Origin of the sequence: Streptomyces katrae (assembly GCF_000717655.1) — a bacterium.
Lineage (GTDB): Bacteria > Actinomycetota > Actinomycetes > Streptomycetales > Streptomycetaceae > Streptomyces > Streptomyces katrae_B.
In genome coordinates this window covers 149224-166266 of the sequence record NZ_JNZY01000004.1, presented here as the reverse complement: position 1 = coordinate 166266, position 17043 = coordinate 149224, and the positions used below count along the sequence as shown (strand labels likewise).

Here is a 17043-nt window from a genome sequence, read left to right as displayed (position 1 = left end):
GCTTACGCCGCGTGGCCGCCGTCCACCGCGAACTCGGCGCCGGTCACATAGGCGGCGTCCGGGCCCGCGAGGAAGGACACCAGACCCGCCACCTCCTGCGCGGTGCCGAAGCGGCCGAGGGCCGTCAGTGCGCTCTGCGCGGCGGCGTGGGGGCCGTCCGCCGGGTTCATGTCGGTGTCCACCGGGCCCGGATGCACGAGGTTCGCGGTGATGCCGCGCCCGCCGAGCTCCCGCGCCAGCGCCCTGTTCAGGCCGGTCAGCGCGGCCTTGCTCATCGCGTACAGGGTGCCGCCCGGGCCGGGGACCCGGGCGGCCATGCAGCTGCCGATGGTGACGATCCGGCCGCCGGAGCCCATGCGTGCGGCCGCGGCCTGGGTGGTCAGGAACACGCCGCGCACGTTGACCGCCAGTACCCGGTCCACATCGGCCAGGGTCAGGGCGTCCAGCGGCCCGAGTACGCCGATGCCGGCGTTGTTGACGAGTGCGTCGATCCGCCCGAGACCCCTTACGGTCTCCTCCACCGCGGCGACCGCCTGCGCCGGGTCGCCCACGTCGGCCCGGACCGCCAGGGCGCGGCGGCCGAGCGCCTCGATCCTGCCCACGACCTCGGCCGCGGCCTCCGCGCCGCTGACGTAGGTCAGCGCGACGTCGGTGCCGTCCTCCGCCAGGCGCAGGGCGGTGGCCGCCCCGATGCCGCGGCTGCCGCCGGTCACCAGTGCCACCACAGCGTCGTTGGTGCCCATGGTCTACTCCCTCGGTCTCACTGTCCGACAAGTCGTTGCGGGTTCAATGAAATAGGGGGAGGGAGGCGGGCGCTGGCGGGAATCGGACCTCGCGTTCGCGCGCGCCGCCCCGATGAGTTCCGGGGCTGGCGGGAGTCTGAACCCGTGCAGGGGAACCCGCACAGAAGACACCGGACGCAAGGAGCGCAGAGCCATGGGCAAGCTGACCCTCACCACCTTCGTGACCCTCGACGGAGTGATGCAGGCACCCGGCGGGCCCGAGGAGGACCCCGGCGGCGGGTTCCAGTACGGCGGCTGGCTGACCCCGTTCTACGACGAGGGCGTGGGCGCGTTCACCACCGAGCTGTTCGACCGGGCAGGAGCCTTCCTGCTCGGGCGCCGGACGTACGAGATCTTCGCCGACTACTGGCCGAAGAGGACCGACCCCACCGACCCGATCGCGAGCCGGCTGAACGGCCTGCCCAAGTACGTGGCCTCGACCACGCTCAAGGAGCCGGCCTGGGCGGGGACCACCGTCATCGACGGGGAGCAGCTCCAGAGCGAGATCGTGCGGATCAAGGACGGGCTGGAGGGGCACCGGGAGCTCCAGGTCCACGGAAGCGGGCAGTTGGCCCAGTGGCTGCTGGTGCGGGACCTCGTGGACGAGCTGAACCTGGAGGTGTACCCCGTATTCCTGGGCGCCGGGCGGCGGCTGTTCCCGACGGGCGGGCTGCCGACGGCCTACGAATTGACCGCCTCGCGCACGACGCCGAACGGCGCCGCCATCCTCACGTACCGCCCGACGGGGCGGGCCACCTTCGCCGCCTTCGACTGATCCCGCCCACGCCGGCCGCGGCCCGGCCGGGGCCCGGTGAAGCCCCGTGAAACCGCTCGACCGCCATGATCGGCTCGGGTACGGTGAGCCGCGCCCGAGGGAGCCGCCGAAGTCTCCACCCGCTTCACGCCGATGGAGAGTCCCTGGTGAGCTCGTCCGCCCTCCTTGCACGCACTGCCGCCCCCCGCCGGGCCTGGCTCGCCGATCTGCCCGTCCTGGCCGTCGCCGTCGTCTGGGGCGGCAGCTATCTCGCCGCCAAGGGCATCACCACGGCCCACACCGTGATCGCCGTCCTCGTCCTGCGCTTCGCGGTCGTGCTGCCCGTGCTCGCCGTCGCCGGGTGGCAGCGGCTGCGGGCGCTCACCGCCGGGCAGCTGCGCGGCGCGGGCCTGCTGGGGCTCGTACTCGGCGGGATCTTCCTGCTGGAGACCTACGGCGTCGTCCACACCTCCGCCACCAACGCCGGGCTGATCATCAGCCTGACCATGATCTTCACCCCGCTCGCCGAGGCCGCCGTACGGCGCGAGGCCCCGTCGGGCGCCTTCCTCGCGGGCGCCGCGGCCTCCGTCGCCGGGGTCGTCCTGCTCACCCAGGGCGCCGGGTTCACCGCCCCCGGCCTCGGCGACCTGCTCATCCTCGGCGCGGCGCTCGCCCGGACCCTGCACGTCCTGCTGATGGCGCGGATCAAGGCGGTCCAGGACGCCGACTCGCTGTCGCTGACCACCGTTCAGTTCGGCGGCGCCGTCCTCGTCTTCGCCGTACTGGCCGCCGTGCCCGGCACCGGGGACGGCCCCTGGGCGGCCGCCGCCGGATTCGGGGCCGCCGAGTGGGCGGGGCTCGCCTTCCTCTCCGTCTTCTGCACGCTCTTCGCCTTCTTCGTGCAGATGTGGGCCGTACGCCGCTCCTCGCCCTCCCGGGTCAGCCTGCTCCTGGGCACCGAACCCCTGTGGGCGGCCGCGGCCGGCATCGCCATCGGCGGCGAACACCTCGGCCCGGCCGGCCTCGCAGGCGCCGCCCTCGTCCTCGGCGGCACCGCCTGGGGCCGCCGCGCCGTGGCCGGATGATCCGGCACGCATGACCGGAAAACGCCGCGTCCCGTACTGAGCAGTCACATTAATGTGACTGCATGCCACAACCGGACATCAGCGTGAGCGACGCAGACTTCCACGCGGACCCCTACTCCTTCTACGCCCGGCTGCGCGCGGCGGGACCGGTGCACCAAGTCGAGGTCACGGCCCCCGAGTACGCGCCCACCTTCCTGGTCGTCGGCTACGAAGAGGCCCGCCACGCCCTCAACCACCCGGGTCTGTCGAAGAACTGGATCAACAGCGCAGTCCTGCCGGGTGTCGCGACCACCCCCGCCAACAGCAACATGCTGGAGGCCGACCCGCCGCACCACACCCGGCTGCGCCGCCTGGTCGCCCGCGAGTTCACCGCCCGCCGCGTGCAGGCCATGCGCCCCCGCGTCCAGCAGATCACCGACGAGCTGCTCGACGCGATGGCGGACCGCCCGCAGCGCACCGCCGACCTGATCAAGGCCTTGGCCTTCCCGCTGCCCATGACCGTCATCGGTGAACTCCTCGGCGTCCCCGACCTGGACCGCGAGCGCTTCAGCTACTGGTCCAAGGAGGTCCTCGCGCCCACCTCCGCCAGCCCGAGCACCACCGCGCACCAGAAACTCGGCGACTACCTCGCGGAGCTCGTCGAGGCCAAGGCCAAGGACCCCGGCGAGGACCTGCTCAGCGCGCTCATCCGGACCCGGGACGAGGACGGCGACGCGCTGTCGCCCGACGAGCTGATCGGCATGGCCTTCCTGCTGCTCATCGCCGGCCACGAGACCACCGTCAACCTCATCTCCAACGGCACGCGCGCCCTGCTGGCCCACCCGGACCAGCTGGCCGCCCTGCGCGCCGACTACGACGGCCTCCTCGACGGCGCGATCGAGGAGATGCTCCGCTACGACGGCCCGGTGCAGAACACCACCTACCGCTACGCCCGCGAGGACATGGAGATAGGCGGCACAGCCGTCCCGGCCGGGGCCACCGTCCTCGTCTCGCTGGCCGGCGCGGACCGCGACCCCGTGCGGTACGAGGCCCCCGATACGTTCGACGTCCGCCGCGCCCCGCAGGGGCACCTCGCCTTCGGGCACGGACTGCACTTCTGCATCGGCGCCCCGCTCGCCCGGATGGAGGGCCGCATCGCGATCCGCGGCCTGCTGGAGCGCTTCCCGGACCTCGAAGAGGACCCGGCCGGGGAGGCGCCGACGTACATCGGGGGCAGTCTGATCCGGGGCGTGACCCGGCTGCCGGTGCGCTGGTAGCCGCCGTCCGTGGCCGATTCCCCACCGCACCCCTCCCCGGGGGGCCTACAGGTCCGGGAGCTCCGTCATCCGGACCGGGCGGCGCTCCCGGCGCGACAGCTCGCAGGCCTCCGCGATCCGCAGCGCGGCGAGAGCCTCCCGGCCGTCGCACGGGTTGGGGCCCTCGCCGCGCACCAGCCGGACGAACGCCGCCAGCTCCGCCTCGTACGCGGGGCCGAACCGCTCCAGGAACCCCGTCCACGGCTTGCTCGCCGGAGGCGGGCCCTGCGGTTCGGTCGAGGCGATCGGCGTACGGTCGTCCAGCCCCGAGGAGACCTGGTCGAGTTCCCCGGCCAGCTCCATCCGCACGTCGTACCCGGCGCCGTTGCACCGGGTGCCCGTACAGGTGGCCAGGGTCCCGTCGTCCAGGGTGAGGACGGCGACGGCGGTGTCCACGTCGCCGACCTCGCGGAACATCGCCGGACCTGCGTCGGAGCCGGTCGCGTAGACCTCCGCCACCTCGTGCCCGGTCACCCAGCGGACCATGTCGAAGTCGTGCACCAGGCAGTCCCGGTACAGGCCTCCGGACGTCGCCAGGTACGCGGCGGGCGGCGGCGCCGGATCGGCGGTCATCGTCCGTACGGTGTGCAGCCGGCCCAGGGCGCCGGAGCGCACCAGCTCGCGCGCGGTGCGGCAGCCCGCGTCGAAGCGGCGCATGAAGCCCAGCTGGAGCACCCCGTCCGCGGCGGTCACCTCGCGCAGCACGGCCAGCGTCCGGGCGAGGCCGGTGGCCAGGGGCTTCTCGCAGAACACGGGGAGTCCGCCGCGGATCGCCCGCAGGACCAGCTCCGCGTGCCCGTCGGTGGAGCAGGCCACGACCACGGCGTCCACACCCCACTTGAAGACCTGCTCCACGGAGGGCGCGGCGGTCGCCCCCAGCCGGTCGGCGACGCGCGCCGCCCGCGCGGGATCGGCGTCGGCGAGCAGCAGCGAGCCGGCGTCCGGGTGGCGGGCCAGTGCCGCCGCGTGGAAGGAGCCGATCCGGCCCGTTCCGATCACCCCGATGCGCATGCACTCAACCTGACCCCGTCAGGGGTGGCTGTCAATCCGCCCGGAGGGGCCGGCGATGGCAAAGTTGGCCCAGATCGCCTCGAAGGCCCCGATGACCGCACATGGTCCACTGTGGCGGATACTGAGCGGCTGGAACCGTAATGACCGCTTTGACGGCAGCTGCCCCCAGAAGGCGGCGGCAGACACAGCACGAGGGAAGGGCACGCAGACGTGGCTAGGGTTCGGACAGGGGTACGCGTCGTGGGCGCCGTGCTCGCGACGGTACTGGGAGCCTCCCTCGTGGGCTGCAGCAGTACGGGCGGCAAGCGTGCCGAGGAGCGGGCGAAGGCCGCCCAGGCGGGCCGGCCCGCCGTGTCCACCCCGCGCTGGACCTTCGCGATGGTCACCCACGCGGGCGACGGCGACACCTTCTGGGACATCGTCCAGAAGGGCGCCAAGGAAGCCGCGGCGAAGGACAACATCAACTTCGTCTACGCCCACGACGACCAGGCACAGCAGCAGGCCCAGTTCGTGCAGAACGCCATCGACCAGAAGGTCGACGGGATCGTGGTGAGCCTGGCCAAGCCCGAGGCGCTCAAGGACGTCATCGCCAAGGCCGTCAAGGCCGGCATCCCGGTGATCACGGTCAACTCCGGATCCGAGCAGTCCGCCGAGTACGGGGCCCTGACCCACATCGGCCAGGACGAGACGATCGCCGGCGAGTCGGTCGGCACCGAGCTGACCGAGCGCGGCAGGAAGAAGGCCGTCTGCGTCCTGCACGAGCAGGGCAACGTCGGCCACGAGCAGCGCTGCGCCGGGGCGAAGAAGACCTTCGGCGGGGTCATGGAGAACCTGTACGTCGAGGGCACCAACATGCCCTCCGTCCAGGCGGCCGTCCAGGCGAAGCTCCAGGCCGACCCGTCCGTCGACGCGATCGTCACCCTCGGCGCCCCCTTCGCCCCGACGGCGGTCAAGGCGAAGGACGCGGCGGGCAGCAAGGCCGAGGTCGACACCTTCGACCTCAACGCGTCCGTCGCCCGCGACCTCAAGTCCGGCGCCCTCGGCTTCGCCGTCGACCAGCAGCCCTACCTCCAGGGCTACGAGGCCATCGACCTGCTCTGGCTGTACCGCTACAACGCGAACGTGCTCGGCGGCGGCCGCCCCGTCCTCACCGGACCGCAGATCGTGACGGCCGACGAGGCCGGCAAGCTGGAGGAGTTCATCAAGCGGGGCAGCCGATGAGCACGGCAACGGCCGTCGACGAGCGGCTCGCCCCCACCTCCCTGGTCCGCAAGCTGCTCGGCCGCCCCGAGCTGGGCTCGGTCGTCGGCGCGGCCGCCGTCTTCGTCTTCTTCTCCTTCGCCGCGCCCAGCTTCCTGCAGGCCTCCAGCCTGAGCACGGTCCTGTACTCGGCCTCCACCATCGGGATCATGGCCTGCCCGGTGGCCCTCCTGATGATCGGCGGCGAGTTCGACCTCTCCGCCGGCGTCATGGTCACCACCTCGGCGCTGGTCAGCTCGATGTTCAGCTACCAGATGACCGCCAACGTGTGGGTGGGCGTCGGGGTGTCCCTGCTGGTCACCCTGGCCATCGGCTTCTTCAACGGGTTCATGCTGACCCGCACCAAGCTGCCGAGCTTCATCATCACGCTCGGCACCTTCCTGATGCTGACGGGCCTGAACCTCGGCTTCACCAAGCTGATCAGCGGCTCCGTCTCGACCAAGACCATCGCCGACATGGAGGGCTTCTCCTCCGCCCGCGCGCTCTTCGCCTCGCAGTGGAACATCGGCTCGGTCACGCTGAAAGTCACCATCCTGTGGTGGCTGGCCCTGGTCGCCGTCGCCACCTGGATCCTGCTGCGCACCCGCGCAGGAAACTGGATCTTCGCGGTCGGCGGCGGGGCGGACGCGGCCCGCGCGACCGGCGTCCCGGTCGTCAAGACCCGGATCGGCCTCTACATGGGCGTCGCCCTGTGCGCCTGGATCTCCGGGCAGCACATCCTCTTCTCGTTCGACGTGGTCCAGTCGGGCGAGGGCGTGGGCAACGAGTTCCTGTACATCATCGCGGCCGTCATCGGAGGCTGCCTGATGACCGGCGGCTACGGCTCGGCCATCGGCTCGGCCGTCGGCGCCTTCATCTTCGGCATGACCAGCAACGGCATCGTGTACGCCCAGTGGAACCCCGACTGGTTCAAGTTCTTCCTCGGCGCGATGCTCCTGCTGGCCACACTGCTCAACGCATGGGTCCGCAAGCGGGCGGAGGCGAAGTGATGACCCGGAACGTGTCCAAGACCGCGGACGGCAAGGCTCCCGCGCCGCTCGTGAAGATGACCGACGTCAGCAAGTACTACGGCAACATCCGCGCGCTCCAGGGGGTCTCCCTGGAGGTCCACGCCGGCGAGATCACCTGTGTCCTCGGCGACAACGGCGCCGGCAAGTCCACCCTCATCAAGATCATCGCTGGGCTGCACCGGCACGACGCCGGCAGCTTCGAGGTCGAGGGAGAGGACACGGCGCTCGCCAACCCGCGCGCCGCCCTCGACCACGGCATCGCCACCGTCTACCAGGACCTGGCCGTCGTACCGCTCATGCCCGTGTGGCGGAACTTCTTCCTCGGCTCCGAGCCCACCAAGGGCCGCGGCCCCTTCCGCCGCCTCGACGTGGAGTTCATGCGCGAGACCACCCGCGCCGAGCTGCTGCGCATGGGGATCGACCTGCGCGACGTCGACCAGCCGATCGGCACGCTGTCCGGCGGCGAGCGGCAGTGCGTGGCCATCGCCCGCGCCGTCTACTTCGGCGCGAAGGTCCTCGTCCTCGACGAGCCCACGGCCGCCCTCGGCGTGAAGCAGTCCGGCGTGGTCCTCAAGTACGTCGCCGCCGCCCGTGACGCAGGCCTCGGCGTGGTCCTCATCACCCACAACCCGCACCACGCCCACCTGGTCGGGGACCGTTTCGTGCTGCTCAAGCGCGGTGCCATGGCCGGCAGCCACACCCGCGACTCGATCACCCTGGACGAGCTCACCCGGCAGATGGCGGGCGGCTCCGAGCTGGACGAGCTGAGCCACGAACTGGAGCGGGTGGCAGAATCAGGACCGGACCACCCGTCCGGAGCGGCCGATCCGGCGTCCGGCACCACCGCACCCTGAGGGACGACACGACTCGATGAGCACGTACCGGGACTTCACGCTCACCCACCGGGGGTCCGCGCGAGGCACCGTCCTGCGGACCATCGGGACCCGTGAGCGCCGGTCGCACCTGACCGCCCCGCGCGTCCCGACCGTCGGCATCGACATCGGCGGCACCAAGGTGATGGCCGGCGTCGTCGACGCCGACGGGATCATCCTCGAGAAGATCCGCACCGAGACCCCCGACAAGTCCAAGAGCCCCAAGGTCGTCGAGGACACCATCGTCGAGCTGGTGCTCGACCTGTCCGACCGGCACGACGTCCACGCCGTGGGCATCGGCGCGGCCGGCTGGGTCGACGCCGACCGCTCCCGGGTGCTGTTCGCACCCCACCTGGCCTGGCGCGACGAGCCGCTGCGCGATGCGCTGCAGTCCCGGCTCGCCGTCCCGGTCATGGTGGACAACGATGCCAACACCGCCGCCTGGGCCGAGTGGCGCTTCGGGGCCGGGCGCGGCGAGGACCACCTCGTCATGATCACCCTCGGCACCGGCATCGGCGGCGCGATCCTCGAGGGCGGCCAGGTCAAGCGCGGCCGCTTCGGGGTCGCCGGCGAGTTCGGCCACATGCAGGTGGTGCCCGGCGGCCACCGCTGCCCGTGCGGCAACCGCGGCTGCTGGGAGCAGTACAGCTCCGGCAACGCCCTCGTGCGCGAGGCCCGCGAGCTGGCCGCCGCCGACTCCCCGGTCGCGCACGAGATCATCGCCAGGGTCGGCGGCAACGTCTCGGAGATCACCGGGCCGCTCATCACCGAGCTGGCCCGCGAGGGCGATGCCATGTGCGTCGAGCTCCTCGAGGACATCGGCCAGTGGCTCGGCGTCGGCATCGCCAACCTCGCCGCCGCCCTCGACCCCTCCTGCTTCGTCATCGGCGGCGGCGTCAGCGCCGCCGACGACCTGCTGATCGGCCCCGCCCGGGACGCCTTCCGGCGCCACCTCACCGGCCGCGGCTACCGGCCCGAGGCCCGGATCGCCAAGGCCCAGCTCGGCCCCGACGCCGGCATGGTCGGAGCCGCCGACCTGGCCCGGCTCGTCGCGCGCCGCTTCCGCCGCGCCACGCGCCGGCGCGTCGAGCGGTACGAGCGCTACGCGCAGTGGGGCCTGATCAACTCCCCGGCCACGGCGGAGCGCAGGGCGGCCGAGGCCGAGGCCGCCGGGGCCGAGGCCGCGGAGCGCAGGGCGGCGGACCTCGAAGCCGACGGGGCCGAAGCGGCCGGGGCGGCCGGTTCCGCGGTCGCGGATCCCAAGGCCTCGGATCCCAAGGCCGCGGACCTCCCCGAGGGGGGCACCCAGTGACCCCGCCCTCCCTGCCCCGCCAGGCGCCGGCCCCGGACGAGGGCGGTACCCCCGGCACCCCCCTGCCGGTGGAGGACCGCCGGCACGTCGTCCGGCGCCGCTGGATCACGGCGATCATCATCCTGCTGCTGGTCGGCGTGCCCGCCGGCTACCTCGCCGTGTCCGCGCAGCAGAGCCGCGAGAGCGGCCGCGACAAGGCCGCCAAGGTCGGCGCGACCAAGGTGCGCCCCGGCTGGCCGTCCAAGGTGCAGCGCAGCATCTACGAGGTGCCGATCCCGCCGAAGGCCTGGCGGGTCGGGTTCCTCGAGACCAACAACTGGCGCACCAGCCGGCTGTACGTGCAGTTCGCGGTCACCCCCGCCGACCTGGACTCCTTCCTCGCCGAGGTCGGCACCAGCCGCGCCGAGCTGACCCGCGAGGTCTCCGTCGGGGCGCACGACTCCGCGGTCGCGGGCTGGAGCTGGGGCCCGCAGAACTCCTGGTACGGCACCACCCTGGAGCAGCCGAACCCGCGCCCGACCCGGGACGTCACGGTCGACCTCACGGACCCGGAGAAGCCCCGTGTCTACGTGGTGTCCACGGCGACCCCCTAGCCTGACTAGCCTGCTCCCATGAAGCTCACCAAGCGGCTGCACTCCTGTGTCCAACTGGAGAAGGACGGGCGCGTGCTCGTCATCGACCCGGGCGCGTTCAGCGAGCCCGACGCGGGGCTCGGGGCGGACGCCCTGCTCGTCACGCACGAGCACCCCGACCACTTCGACGAGGGCCGGCTGCGGGCCGCGCTCGACGCGAACCCGGCCGCCGCGCTGTGGACGCTGCGCAGCGTCGCGGAGCGGCTGGCCCCGGCGTACCCCGGCCGCGTGCACACCGTCGGCCACGGGGACGCCTTCAGCGCCGCCGGGTTCGAGGTCCAGGTGCACGGCGAGCTGCACGCCGTGATCCACCCGGACATCCCGCAGGTCACCAATGTCGGCTACCTGGTGGAGGGTTCGCTCTTCCACCCCGGCGATGCGCTGACCGTGCCCGAAGTGCCCGTGGACACCCTGATGCTGCCCGTGCACGCGCCCTGGAACAAGGTCGCCGAGGTGATCGACTACCTGCGCGAGGTCAAGCCGCGCCGGGCCATCGACATCCACGACGCCTACCTTTCGGACATCGCCCGGCCGATCTACGACCACGCCCTGGCTGCCCTGGGCGGCACCCACCACGGGCGGCTCGCCGCCGGGGACGCCGCCGAACTGTGACTGTCGGAGCCGGGCGGTAGGTTGGACGGCATGCGTATCGCCACGTTCAACGTCAACTCGATCACCGCCCGGCTGCCGCGCCTGCTGCCCTGGCTGGAGAGCTCCGGCCCGGATGTCGTGTGCATCCAGGAGACCAAGTGCTCCGAGGCGCAGTTCCCGCACGAGCAGCTGCGCGAGCTGGGCTACGAGGCGGCCGTCAACGCCACCGGCAGGTGGAACGGGGTGGCCCTGATCTCCAAGGCCGGCCTGGACGACGTGGTCATGGGCCTGCCCGGCGGCCCCGACTACGAGGGCGTCCAGGAGCCCCGGGCGATCTCCGCCACCTGCGGCGGGGTGCGCCTGTGGTCGGTGTACGTGCCGAACGGCCGCGAGGTCGAGCACGACCACTACGGCTACAAGCTGGACTGGTTCCGCGCGCTGGCCACGGCCGTCGCCGAAGACGCGGCCGGCCCGCGCCCGTTCGCCGTGCTCGGCGACTTCAACGTGGCCCCCACCGACGAGGACGTCTACGACCCGGCGGTCTTCGCGGGCCTGACCCACGTGACCCCCGCGGAGCGCGCCGCCCTGGAGGCACTGCGTGCCGCGGGGCTCTCCGACGTGCTGCCGCGCCCGCTCAAGTACGACCGCCCGTACACGTACTGGGACTACCGCCAGCTCGCCTTCCCCAAGAACCGCGGCATGCGCATCGACCTGGTCTACGGGAACGAGCCCTTCACCAAGGCCGTCACCGATGCCTACGTCGACCGCGAGGAGCGCAAGGGCAAGGGCGCCTCGGACCACGCCCCCGTGGTCGTGGACCTGGCGCTGGACGCCTAGGCGGACGGATCCCGCGCGCCCTGTGGCCAGCCCGGGATCCTGGTGCCAGGCTGGGCGGTATGAACATCCCCTTCCTGGACAACTGGCTGAACCGGCACGAAACGGAACGGGGTGCGGGGCTCGCCGCCGCCCTCGCGGAGGACCCCGAGGGCATCAACGAGTTGTTCTCGGAATGCGAGATGCTGCGCGTCCACGCGCGGGCGGCCGGGCTGGAACTCGACGAGAGCCCGGCCTCGTTGGAGGCGCTCGACCAGCTGATGCCCCGCTGGCGCCGGGACCCGCTGGTCGTGCCCTGGCTCGGAAACGACGCGGGCCTCTACCTCGGGACGGTGATCATCCGGACCAAACTGGGCTCCGCCTGGCAGGTGTGGCCCAACGGCCAGCCGGTGATCCGCCTGGCCTCGGGGCGCGAGCTGAACGTGGTGGAGTCGGGGGTCTCCTGGGCGATGACCGGATCCCCCGAGCTCTCCCAGGCCTACGCCGAAGCCACCGAGGGCTGAGCCCTTCTGCGGGATCCGGCGGTCTGTTTCATCACCGCGCGGGCTTTATGCCCTCTTTAGGCGTGTCGAGGCGAAGTGCTCTTCCGCGGCTGGATAGTTTGCGCTGACCTCGAGATTCCGACAGGTGGGCAGGGCAGCGCATGGCTGTTGATCCGTTGATCGAGCTGCGGGACGTCAACAAGCACTACGGGGCGTTGCACGTCCTCCAGGACATCAACCTCACGGTCGGCCGCGGGGAGGTGGTGGTGATCATCGGCCCGTCCGGTTCCGGGAAGTCGACCCTGTGCCGGACCATCAACCGCCTGGAGACGATCGAGTCGGGCACGATCAGGCTCGAGGGCAAGCCGCTGCCGGACGAGGGCAAGGATCTGGCCGCGCTCCGCGCCGACGTCGGGATGGTCTTCCAGTCCTTCAACCTCTTCGCGCACAAGACCGTCCTCGCCAACGTCTCGCTCGCGCAGGTGAAGGTCAGGAAGCGCAGGAAGGACGAGGCCGACAAGCGCTCCCGGGAGCTGCTCGCCCGCGTCGGCCTCGCCGACCAGGCACCGAAGTACCCCGCCCAGCTCTCCGGCGGCCAGCAGCAGCGCGTCGCCATCGCCCGCGCCCTGGCCATGGATCCCAAGGCACTGCTCTTCGACGAGCCCACCTCCGCCCTCGACCCCGAAATGATCAACGAGGTGCTGGAGGTCATGCGGCAGCTCGCCGCCGACGGCATGACCATGGTCGTGGTCACCCACGAGATGGGCTTCGCCCGCTCCGCCGCCAACCGCGTCGTGTTCATGGCCGACGGCAGGATCGTCGAGGACCGGACACCGGAGGCCTTCTTCACCGCTCCGGAGAGCGAACGGGCCAAGGACTTCCTCTCCAAGATCCTCAAGCACTGAGGGGCGGGCCGATGAAGGGAACCCGCGGCGCGCGGCCGCGCGCCTGCCTCCTGCTCCTCGTCGCCGCCCTGCTGGCGGTCCTCGCCGGCTGCGGCAAGGAGGGCAGCCCCCCGGTGAAGGGCCCGCAGGCCGAGGACCTGCCGGTGTACAAGGTCGCGACCGGCTTCGAGCTGCCGCAGTCGCGTACCTGGGAGCGCGCCAAGCGACGCGGCCGCCTCGTGGTCGGCGTCAAGGAGGACCAGCCCTACCTGGGCGAGAAGGACCCCGCGAGCGGCCGCTACTCCGGCTTCGACATCGAGATCGCCAAGATGATGTCGGCCTCCCTCGGCTTCGATCCCAAGACGACCGAGTTCAAGACGATCGCCTCGGCCAACCGCGAAACCGCCCTCCAGAACGGCCAGATCGACTACTACGTCGGCACCTACACGATCAACGACAACCGCAAGAAGCAGGTCGGCTTCGCCGGCCCGTACTTCATGGCCGGCCAGTCCCTTCTCGTCCGCAAGGACGAGAGGGACATCAAGGGGCCCGAGGACCTCGCCGGCAAGAAGGTCTGCTCCGCCGCCGGTTCCACCCCGTACCAGCGGCTCCAGAGGGAGTACCCCCGCGCGGCCCTGGTCGCGTACGACACCTACTCGGCCTGCGTGGACAACCTGCTGACCTACCAGGTCGACGCCGTCTCCACCGACGACTCCATCCTCCTCGGCTACGCGGCCAAGGTCCCCGACGAGCTCAAGGTGGTCGGCAAGCCCTTCTCCCGGGAGCCCTACGGGATCGGCGTCCCGCGCAGTGACAACGCCCTGCGCTTCGCCCTCGACGACGCCCTGGAGGAGAACGAGAAGAACGGCAACTGGAAGAAGGCGTACGAGGCCACGCTCGGCCTCTCCGGCGTGCCCGCCCCGAAGCCGCCCGCCATCGACCGCTACCCGGCGAGCTGAGGGAGAGCGCACCACCATGCACGTACTCACGGAGAACTTCTCGGTCTACGGAGAGGGCTTCCTCGGCACCCTCGAGCTCACGGTCTACGCCTCGATCCTCGCCCTCGTCCTCGGCTTCGTGATGGCCTCCTTCCGCGTCGCGCCCGTCGGCTCCTTCCGGGTCTTCGGCACGGTCTGGGTCACCGTGCTGCGCAACACCCCGCTCACGCTCCTCTTCTTCGCCGTGCTGCTGGGCCTGCCGCGCTTCGGGATCGTGCTGCCCTTCCAGGTGTTCGCGGTCCTGGCGCTGGGCTGCTACACCTCCGCCTTCATCTGCGAGGTCCTGCGCTCGGGCATCAACACCGTGCCCAAGGGCCAGGGCGAAGCCTCCCGCAGCCTCGGCATGACCTTCGCCCAGACCCTCGGCGCCGTCGTCCTGCCGCAGGCCTTCCGCAGCGTCATCCCGCCCATCGGCTCCACCCTGATCGCACTCGCCAAGAACTCGGCGATCGCCGGCGCCTTCAGCGTCACGGAGCTGCTGGGCACGTACAAGACCCTCAACGAGCTGGGCTACGGCATCGTCTGGACCTTCGTCTGGATCGCCGTCGGCTACCTGATCATCACCTTGTCCATCAGCGCGCTGTTCAACGTGCTGGAGAAGCGCTGGGGGATCGCCCGATGACCGCACACGCGCTCCCCGGGGAGCTGGAGTCCACCGCCCTCTACGACCTGCCCGGTCCCCGCGCCCGGCGCCGGCACTTCCTCTACGGGATCGCCTCGACGGTCGTGATCGTCGGCCTGCTCGCCTGGATCCTCTACCTCCTCTTCGACACCGACCAGTTCACCGCCGCCAAGTGGGGCCCCTTCACCTACGAGGGCATCCAGGAGCTGCTGCTCAAAGGGCTGGGGAACACCCTCAAGGCCTTCCTGTACGCGTCGGTGTTCTCGCTCGTCCTCGGCGCGGTGCTCGCGACCGGGCGGCTCTCCGTACACCGGCCGCTGCGCTGGGCGGCCACGCTGTGCGTGGAGTTCTTCCGGGCCATACCGGTGCTGGTGATGATCTTCTTCATCTTCGTCGCCCTGAAGGTCCAGCCGCTGCCCGCGCTGGTGGCGGGGCTGACCCTGTACAACGGCTCGGTGCTCGCCGAGGTCTTCCGTACGGGCATCAACTCGGTCGACAAGGGCCAGCGGGAGGCGGCGTACGCGCTGGGCATGCGCAAGACCCAGGTCACGACGTACGTGCTCGGCCCGCAGGCGGTCCGGGCGATGCTGCCCACGATCATCAGCCAGCTGGTGGTGGCCCTGAAGGACACCTCGCTCGGCTATCTGATCACGTACGAGGAGTTCCTGCACGCGGGCAAGCTGATCGCCTCGAACCTCGACTACGATCTCCCGTTCATCCCGGTCGTGATGATCATCTCCCCGATCTACATCGGGATGTGCATGCTGCTCTCCTGGTTCGCCGGCTGGGTGGCGCGGTTCGAGCGGCGCAGCCTGAAGACCGAGGCGGTCGACGTCGCCGAGGCCGAACCCGGAACGGTGCTGCCGGGCGGTGCACGGTAGCTCCGAAGAGCCGCCCCGTCCGGCAGCAGCCGCAGATCACTGCTCGCGCAGAGGTACCGAGGCGTACGAGGGATCGGTGCGCGGCGAGGAGAAGGTCAGCTGTGCGCCGGTGGGGTTGTGCTCGATGTAGAGGGGGTCGACGGTGTCGATCACGAGGGCGAGCCGGTGGCCCTCGGGCACGTCGTAGGCGGTGGAGAACAGCTCCAGGTCCACGCCGAAGGCCTGGCCCCGGGGCTTGCCGTGGAAGGTGTACGGGGCGTTGCTGACGAGCTTGCCGATGCCGAGCGGGCCGACGTCGTAGAGGTACGCGACGAAGGTGCCGTCCGAGGCGGTGGGGGTGACGGTGGTGTGCAGCTTCACCGTTCCGCGGATGCGGCGCTCCGCGTCGTGGCGCGGTGACTGCCAGACGGCGGCGAAGGCGCGGGGCAGCAGCGGGATGGAGGCGGTCGGGGGCGCCTTGACGAACTGGTCGAGGATGCTGGAGAGGAAGATGACGCCGCCGTCGGCGCCCGAGTCGATGCCCGTGAAGAGGTGCTCGCTGTCGGCGAGCGCGAGCTTCTCCACGCCGCCGGAGCCGACCGACTTCCAGTCGGGGTAACCCTCGTAGCCGTCGTTGCTGCGGGACTTGATCTGCACCGGGGCCTCGGTGTCGACACCGTTGCGCTCGCCCTTGAGGTAGCGGTCGAACCAGCGGTGGGCGTTGGTCCAGGTGTCGTTGGGCAGCCCGAGCAGGCCGGTGCCCTCGGCGGTGGCGTGGTCTCCGGGCCGGAACTCCAGGCGCTTGGGGCCGGTCAGCTTCTCGTAGAAGGCCGCGTACTGGTTGGGCGGGAAGATGGTGTCGCCCCAGGCGTTGCCCAGCATGATCGCGGCGCCGTTGGCGTTGATCTCGTCGATCTGTTCCACGGCCGAGCGCTTCTTGCCCCACTCGATCATCTGCGCCTCCCGGTACAGCCGGGATCCGAGGAAGTCGCCCAGGATCTGCCGGAGTTCGGGGCCCGGGCGGCCGGTGAGGCAGCCGGCGGCGCCGAGCATCGCGGCGGCCTGGAGGTGCTGGGTGCGGCCCGAGTAGATCGACTCGATGAGGTCGGCCCAGCCGCTGAGCGCGACCACGGCCTTGATCCGGGGGTCGTGCGCCGAGGCCAGCAGGCTGATGCCCGCGCCGTACGAGACGCCGCCCAGGCCGATGTGGGCCGCGTCGGCAGGGGTGTTGGCCAGCGCCCAGTCGATGACGGCGGAGACGTCGGCGGTGTCCGGCGGGCCGGCCACCTCGATCTCGCCGCCGGAGAGCCAGAAGCCGCGGGAGGTGTAACTGACCACCACGTAGCCGTCGTCGGCGAGTTTCCTGGCCTGCGCGACGTATTCGATCTGCGGCATGCCCCAGCTGGTGGGGAGCACGATCAGCGGGTATTTCCGGCCGGGCTGGGCGCCCGCCGGGGTGAACACGTTGCCCTTGAGGGTGATCCCGCCGGAGCCGGGGATGTCGTGGAAACGCAGCTCCGCCGAGGTGTCGGCCGCAGCTGCGGCAGCAGGTGCGGGCGCCGCCTGGGCCTGGTGGGGGGCCAGGCCCAGGGCGGTCGCCGCCAGTACGGCCACCACGGCAGCCGCGGCGGGGGTGGTGCGGACGGTACGGACCATCAATCGCTCCTCGCGTGCGCCGGTGTCAAAGTGACCCGACGGTAACGGGAGGCGGTTACCGAAAGTAACCCAACGGTAAGTTACGCGCTGGTAACGATTGAAT

At 71.3% G+C, this 17043-nt stretch carries 17 protein-coding genes and 1 pseudogene; 15 read left to right on the top strand and 3 right to left on the bottom strand.

Annotated features, from left to right (window positions below; translation table 11 throughout):
• Positions 1-2: 2 nt before the first annotated feature.
• Positions 3-743, bottom strand: coding sequence for a 3-oxoacyl-ACP reductase family protein (locus IF09_RS0107145; protein WP_030293059.1), 741 nt, complete (start codon positions 741-743; stop codon positions 3-5).
• 193 nt (positions 744-936) lie between these two features.
• Between IF09_RS0107145 and IF09_RS0107140 the strand changes: the two genes are divergently transcribed.
• The 3 genes from IF09_RS0107140 to IF09_RS0107130 all read left to right on the top strand — a co-directional run bounded on the left by IF09_RS0107140 (position 937) and on the right by IF09_RS0107130 (position 3877).
• The gene (locus tag IF09_RS0107140) at positions 937-1557 is read left to right on the top strand and encodes a dihydrofolate reductase family protein (RefSeq protein WP_030293057.1); all 621 of its coding nucleotides are present in this window, start codon (positions 937-939) and stop codon (positions 1555-1557) included.
• A 146-nt stretch (positions 1558-1703) separates the two neighbouring features.
• The gene (locus tag IF09_RS0107135) at positions 1704-2621 is read left to right on the top strand and encodes a DMT family transporter (protein ID WP_030293055.1); all 918 of its coding nucleotides are present in this window, start codon (positions 1704-1706) and stop codon (positions 2619-2621) included.
• A 62-nt stretch (positions 2622-2683) separates the two neighbouring features.
• A complete protein-coding gene (locus tag IF09_RS0107130) occupies positions 2684-3877 on the top strand; it encodes a cytochrome P450 family protein (protein ID WP_030293053.1) in 1194 nt (397 codons plus the stop codon).
• A 45-nt stretch (positions 3878-3922) separates the two neighbouring features.
• Here IF09_RS0107130 and IF09_RS0107125 read toward each other — a convergent pair whose 3' ends face one another.
• Positions 3923-4927, bottom strand: a complete 1005-nt coding sequence (locus IF09_RS0107125; protein ID WP_030293052.1) for a Gfo/Idh/MocA family oxidoreductase — start codon at positions 4925-4927, stop codon at positions 3923-3925.
• A gap of 240 nt (positions 4928-5167) precedes the next feature.
• On the opposite strand from IF09_RS0107125, the gene IF09_RS0107120 reads away from it, so the two are divergent.
• The 12 genes and pseudogenes from IF09_RS0107120 (at position 5168) to IF09_RS0107065 (ending at position 15305) form a co-directional block, all read left to right on the top strand.
• Entirely contained in the window at positions 5168-6148 is a 981-nt protein-coding gene (locus IF09_RS0107120; RefSeq protein WP_030293050.1) for a sugar ABC transporter substrate-binding protein, read from the top strand.
• Positions 6145-7176, top strand: a complete 1032-nt coding sequence (locus tag IF09_RS0107115) for an ABC transporter permease (RefSeq protein ID WP_030293048.1) — start codon at positions 6145-6147, stop codon at positions 7174-7176. Before IF09_RS0107120 ends, IF09_RS0107115 begins: the two co-directional genes overlap by 4 nt.
• Entirely contained in the window at positions 7176-8051 is an 876-nt protein-coding gene (locus IF09_RS0107110) for an ATP-binding cassette domain-containing protein (RefSeq protein WP_051832161.1), read from the top strand. Before IF09_RS0107115 ends, IF09_RS0107110 begins: the two co-directional genes overlap by 1 nt.
• 16 nt (positions 8052-8067) lie before the next feature.
• A pseudogene (locus IF09_RS0107105) lies at positions 8068-9183 on the top strand (ROK family glucokinase); the annotation flags it as partial.
• A 194-nt stretch (positions 9184-9377) separates the two neighbouring features.
• Complete coding sequence (locus IF09_RS0107100) at positions 9378-9974, top strand: hypothetical protein (protein ID WP_030293043.1); 597 nt, start codon at positions 9378-9380, stop codon at positions 9972-9974.
• Positions 9975-9992: 18 nt separating this feature from the next.
• A complete protein-coding gene (locus IF09_RS0107095; protein ID WP_030293041.1) occupies positions 9993-10625 on the top strand; it encodes an MBL fold metallo-hydrolase in 633 nt (210 codons plus the stop codon).
• A gap of 30 nt (positions 10626-10655) precedes the next feature.
• On the top strand, positions 10656-11441 hold the full coding sequence (locus IF09_RS0107090) for an exodeoxyribonuclease III (protein WP_030293038.1): 786 nt from the start codon (positions 10656-10658) through the stop codon (positions 11439-11441).
• A gap of 59 nt (positions 11442-11500) precedes the next feature.
• Complete coding sequence (locus IF09_RS0107085) at positions 11501-11941, top strand: DUF6278 family protein (protein WP_030293037.1); 441 nt, start codon at positions 11501-11503, stop codon at positions 11939-11941.
• Between the two features lie 140 nt (positions 11942-12081).
• Entirely contained in the window at positions 12082-12825 is a 744-nt protein-coding gene (locus IF09_RS0107080; protein WP_030293036.1) for an amino acid ABC transporter ATP-binding protein, read from the top strand.
• Between the two features lie 11 nt (positions 12826-12836).
• On the top strand, positions 12837-13763 hold the full coding sequence (locus IF09_RS0107075; RefSeq protein ID WP_030293035.1) for a glutamate ABC transporter substrate-binding protein: 927 nt from the start codon (positions 12837-12839) through the stop codon (positions 13761-13763).
• A gap of 16 nt (positions 13764-13779) precedes the next feature.
• Positions 13780-14424 (top strand): amino acid ABC transporter permease, encoded by a 645-nt coding sequence (locus IF09_RS0107070; protein ID WP_030293034.1) that lies wholly within the window; start codon positions 13780-13782, stop codon positions 14422-14424.
• Positions 14421-15305 (top strand): amino acid ABC transporter permease, encoded by an 885-nt coding sequence (locus IF09_RS0107065; RefSeq protein WP_030293032.1) that lies wholly within the window; start codon positions 14421-14423, stop codon positions 15303-15305. Before IF09_RS0107070 ends, IF09_RS0107065 begins: the two co-directional genes overlap by 4 nt.
• Before the next feature lie 36 nt (positions 15306-15341).
• Here IF09_RS0107065 and IF09_RS0107060 read toward each other — a convergent pair whose 3' ends face one another.
• Complete coding sequence (locus tag IF09_RS0107060; RefSeq protein WP_030293031.1) at positions 15342-16940, bottom strand: CocE/NonD family hydrolase; 1599 nt, start codon at positions 16938-16940, stop codon at positions 15342-15344.
• Between the last annotated feature and the right edge of the window lie 103 nt (positions 16941-17043).

What these genes read in the sequence shown, in the direction of transcription:
- IF09_RS0107130 (WP_030293053.1), top strand. Translation starts at nt 2,684, where the DNA reads ATGCCACAACCGGACATCAGCGTGAGCGACGCAGACTTCCACGCGGAC.
- IF09_RS0107095 (WP_030293041.1), top strand. Translation starts at nt 9,993, where the DNA reads ATGAAGCTCACCAAGCGGCTGCACTCCTGTGTCCAACTGGAGAAGGAC.
- IF09_RS0107075 (WP_030293035.1), top strand. Translation starts at nt 12,837, where the DNA reads ATGAAGGGAACCCGCGGCGCGCGGCCGCGCGCCTGCCTCCTGCTCCTC.
- IF09_RS0107110 (WP_051832161.1), top strand. Translation starts at nt 7,176, where the DNA reads ATGACCCGGAACGTGTCCAAGACCGCGGACGGCAAGGCTCCCGCGCCG.
- IF09_RS0107060 (WP_030293031.1), bottom strand. Translation starts at nt 16,940, where the DNA reads ATGGTCCGTACCGTCCGCACCACCCCCGCCGCGGCTGCCGTGGTGGCC.
- IF09_RS0107085 (WP_030293037.1), top strand. Translation starts at nt 11,501, where the DNA reads ATGAACATCCCCTTCCTGGACAACTGGCTGAACCGGCACGAAACGGAA.
- IF09_RS0107115 (WP_030293048.1), top strand. Translation starts at nt 6,145, where the DNA reads ATGAGCACGGCAACGGCCGTCGACGAGCGGCTCGCCCCCACCTCCCTG.
- IF09_RS0107140 (WP_030293057.1), top strand. Translation starts at nt 937, where the DNA reads ATGGGCAAGCTGACCCTCACCACCTTCGTGACCCTCGACGGAGTGATG.
- IF09_RS0107070 (WP_030293034.1), top strand. Translation starts at nt 13,780, where the DNA reads ATGCACGTACTCACGGAGAACTTCTCGGTCTACGGAGAGGGCTTCCTC.
- IF09_RS0107145 (WP_030293059.1), bottom strand. Translation starts at nt 743, where the DNA reads ATGGGCACCAACGACGCTGTGGTGGCACTGGTGACCGGCGGCAGCCGC.
- IF09_RS0107125 (WP_030293052.1), bottom strand. Translation starts at nt 4,927, where the DNA reads ATGCGCATCGGGGTGATCGGAACGGGCCGGATCGGCTCCTTCCACGCG.
- IF09_RS0107065 (WP_030293032.1), top strand. Translation starts at nt 14,421, where the DNA reads ATGACCGCACACGCGCTCCCCGGGGAGCTGGAGTCCACCGCCCTCTAC.
- IF09_RS0107090 (WP_030293038.1), top strand. Translation starts at nt 10,656, where the DNA reads ATGCGTATCGCCACGTTCAACGTCAACTCGATCACCGCCCGGCTGCCG.
- IF09_RS0107080 (WP_030293036.1), top strand. Translation starts at nt 12,082, where the DNA reads ATGGCTGTTGATCCGTTGATCGAGCTGCGGGACGTCAACAAGCACTAC.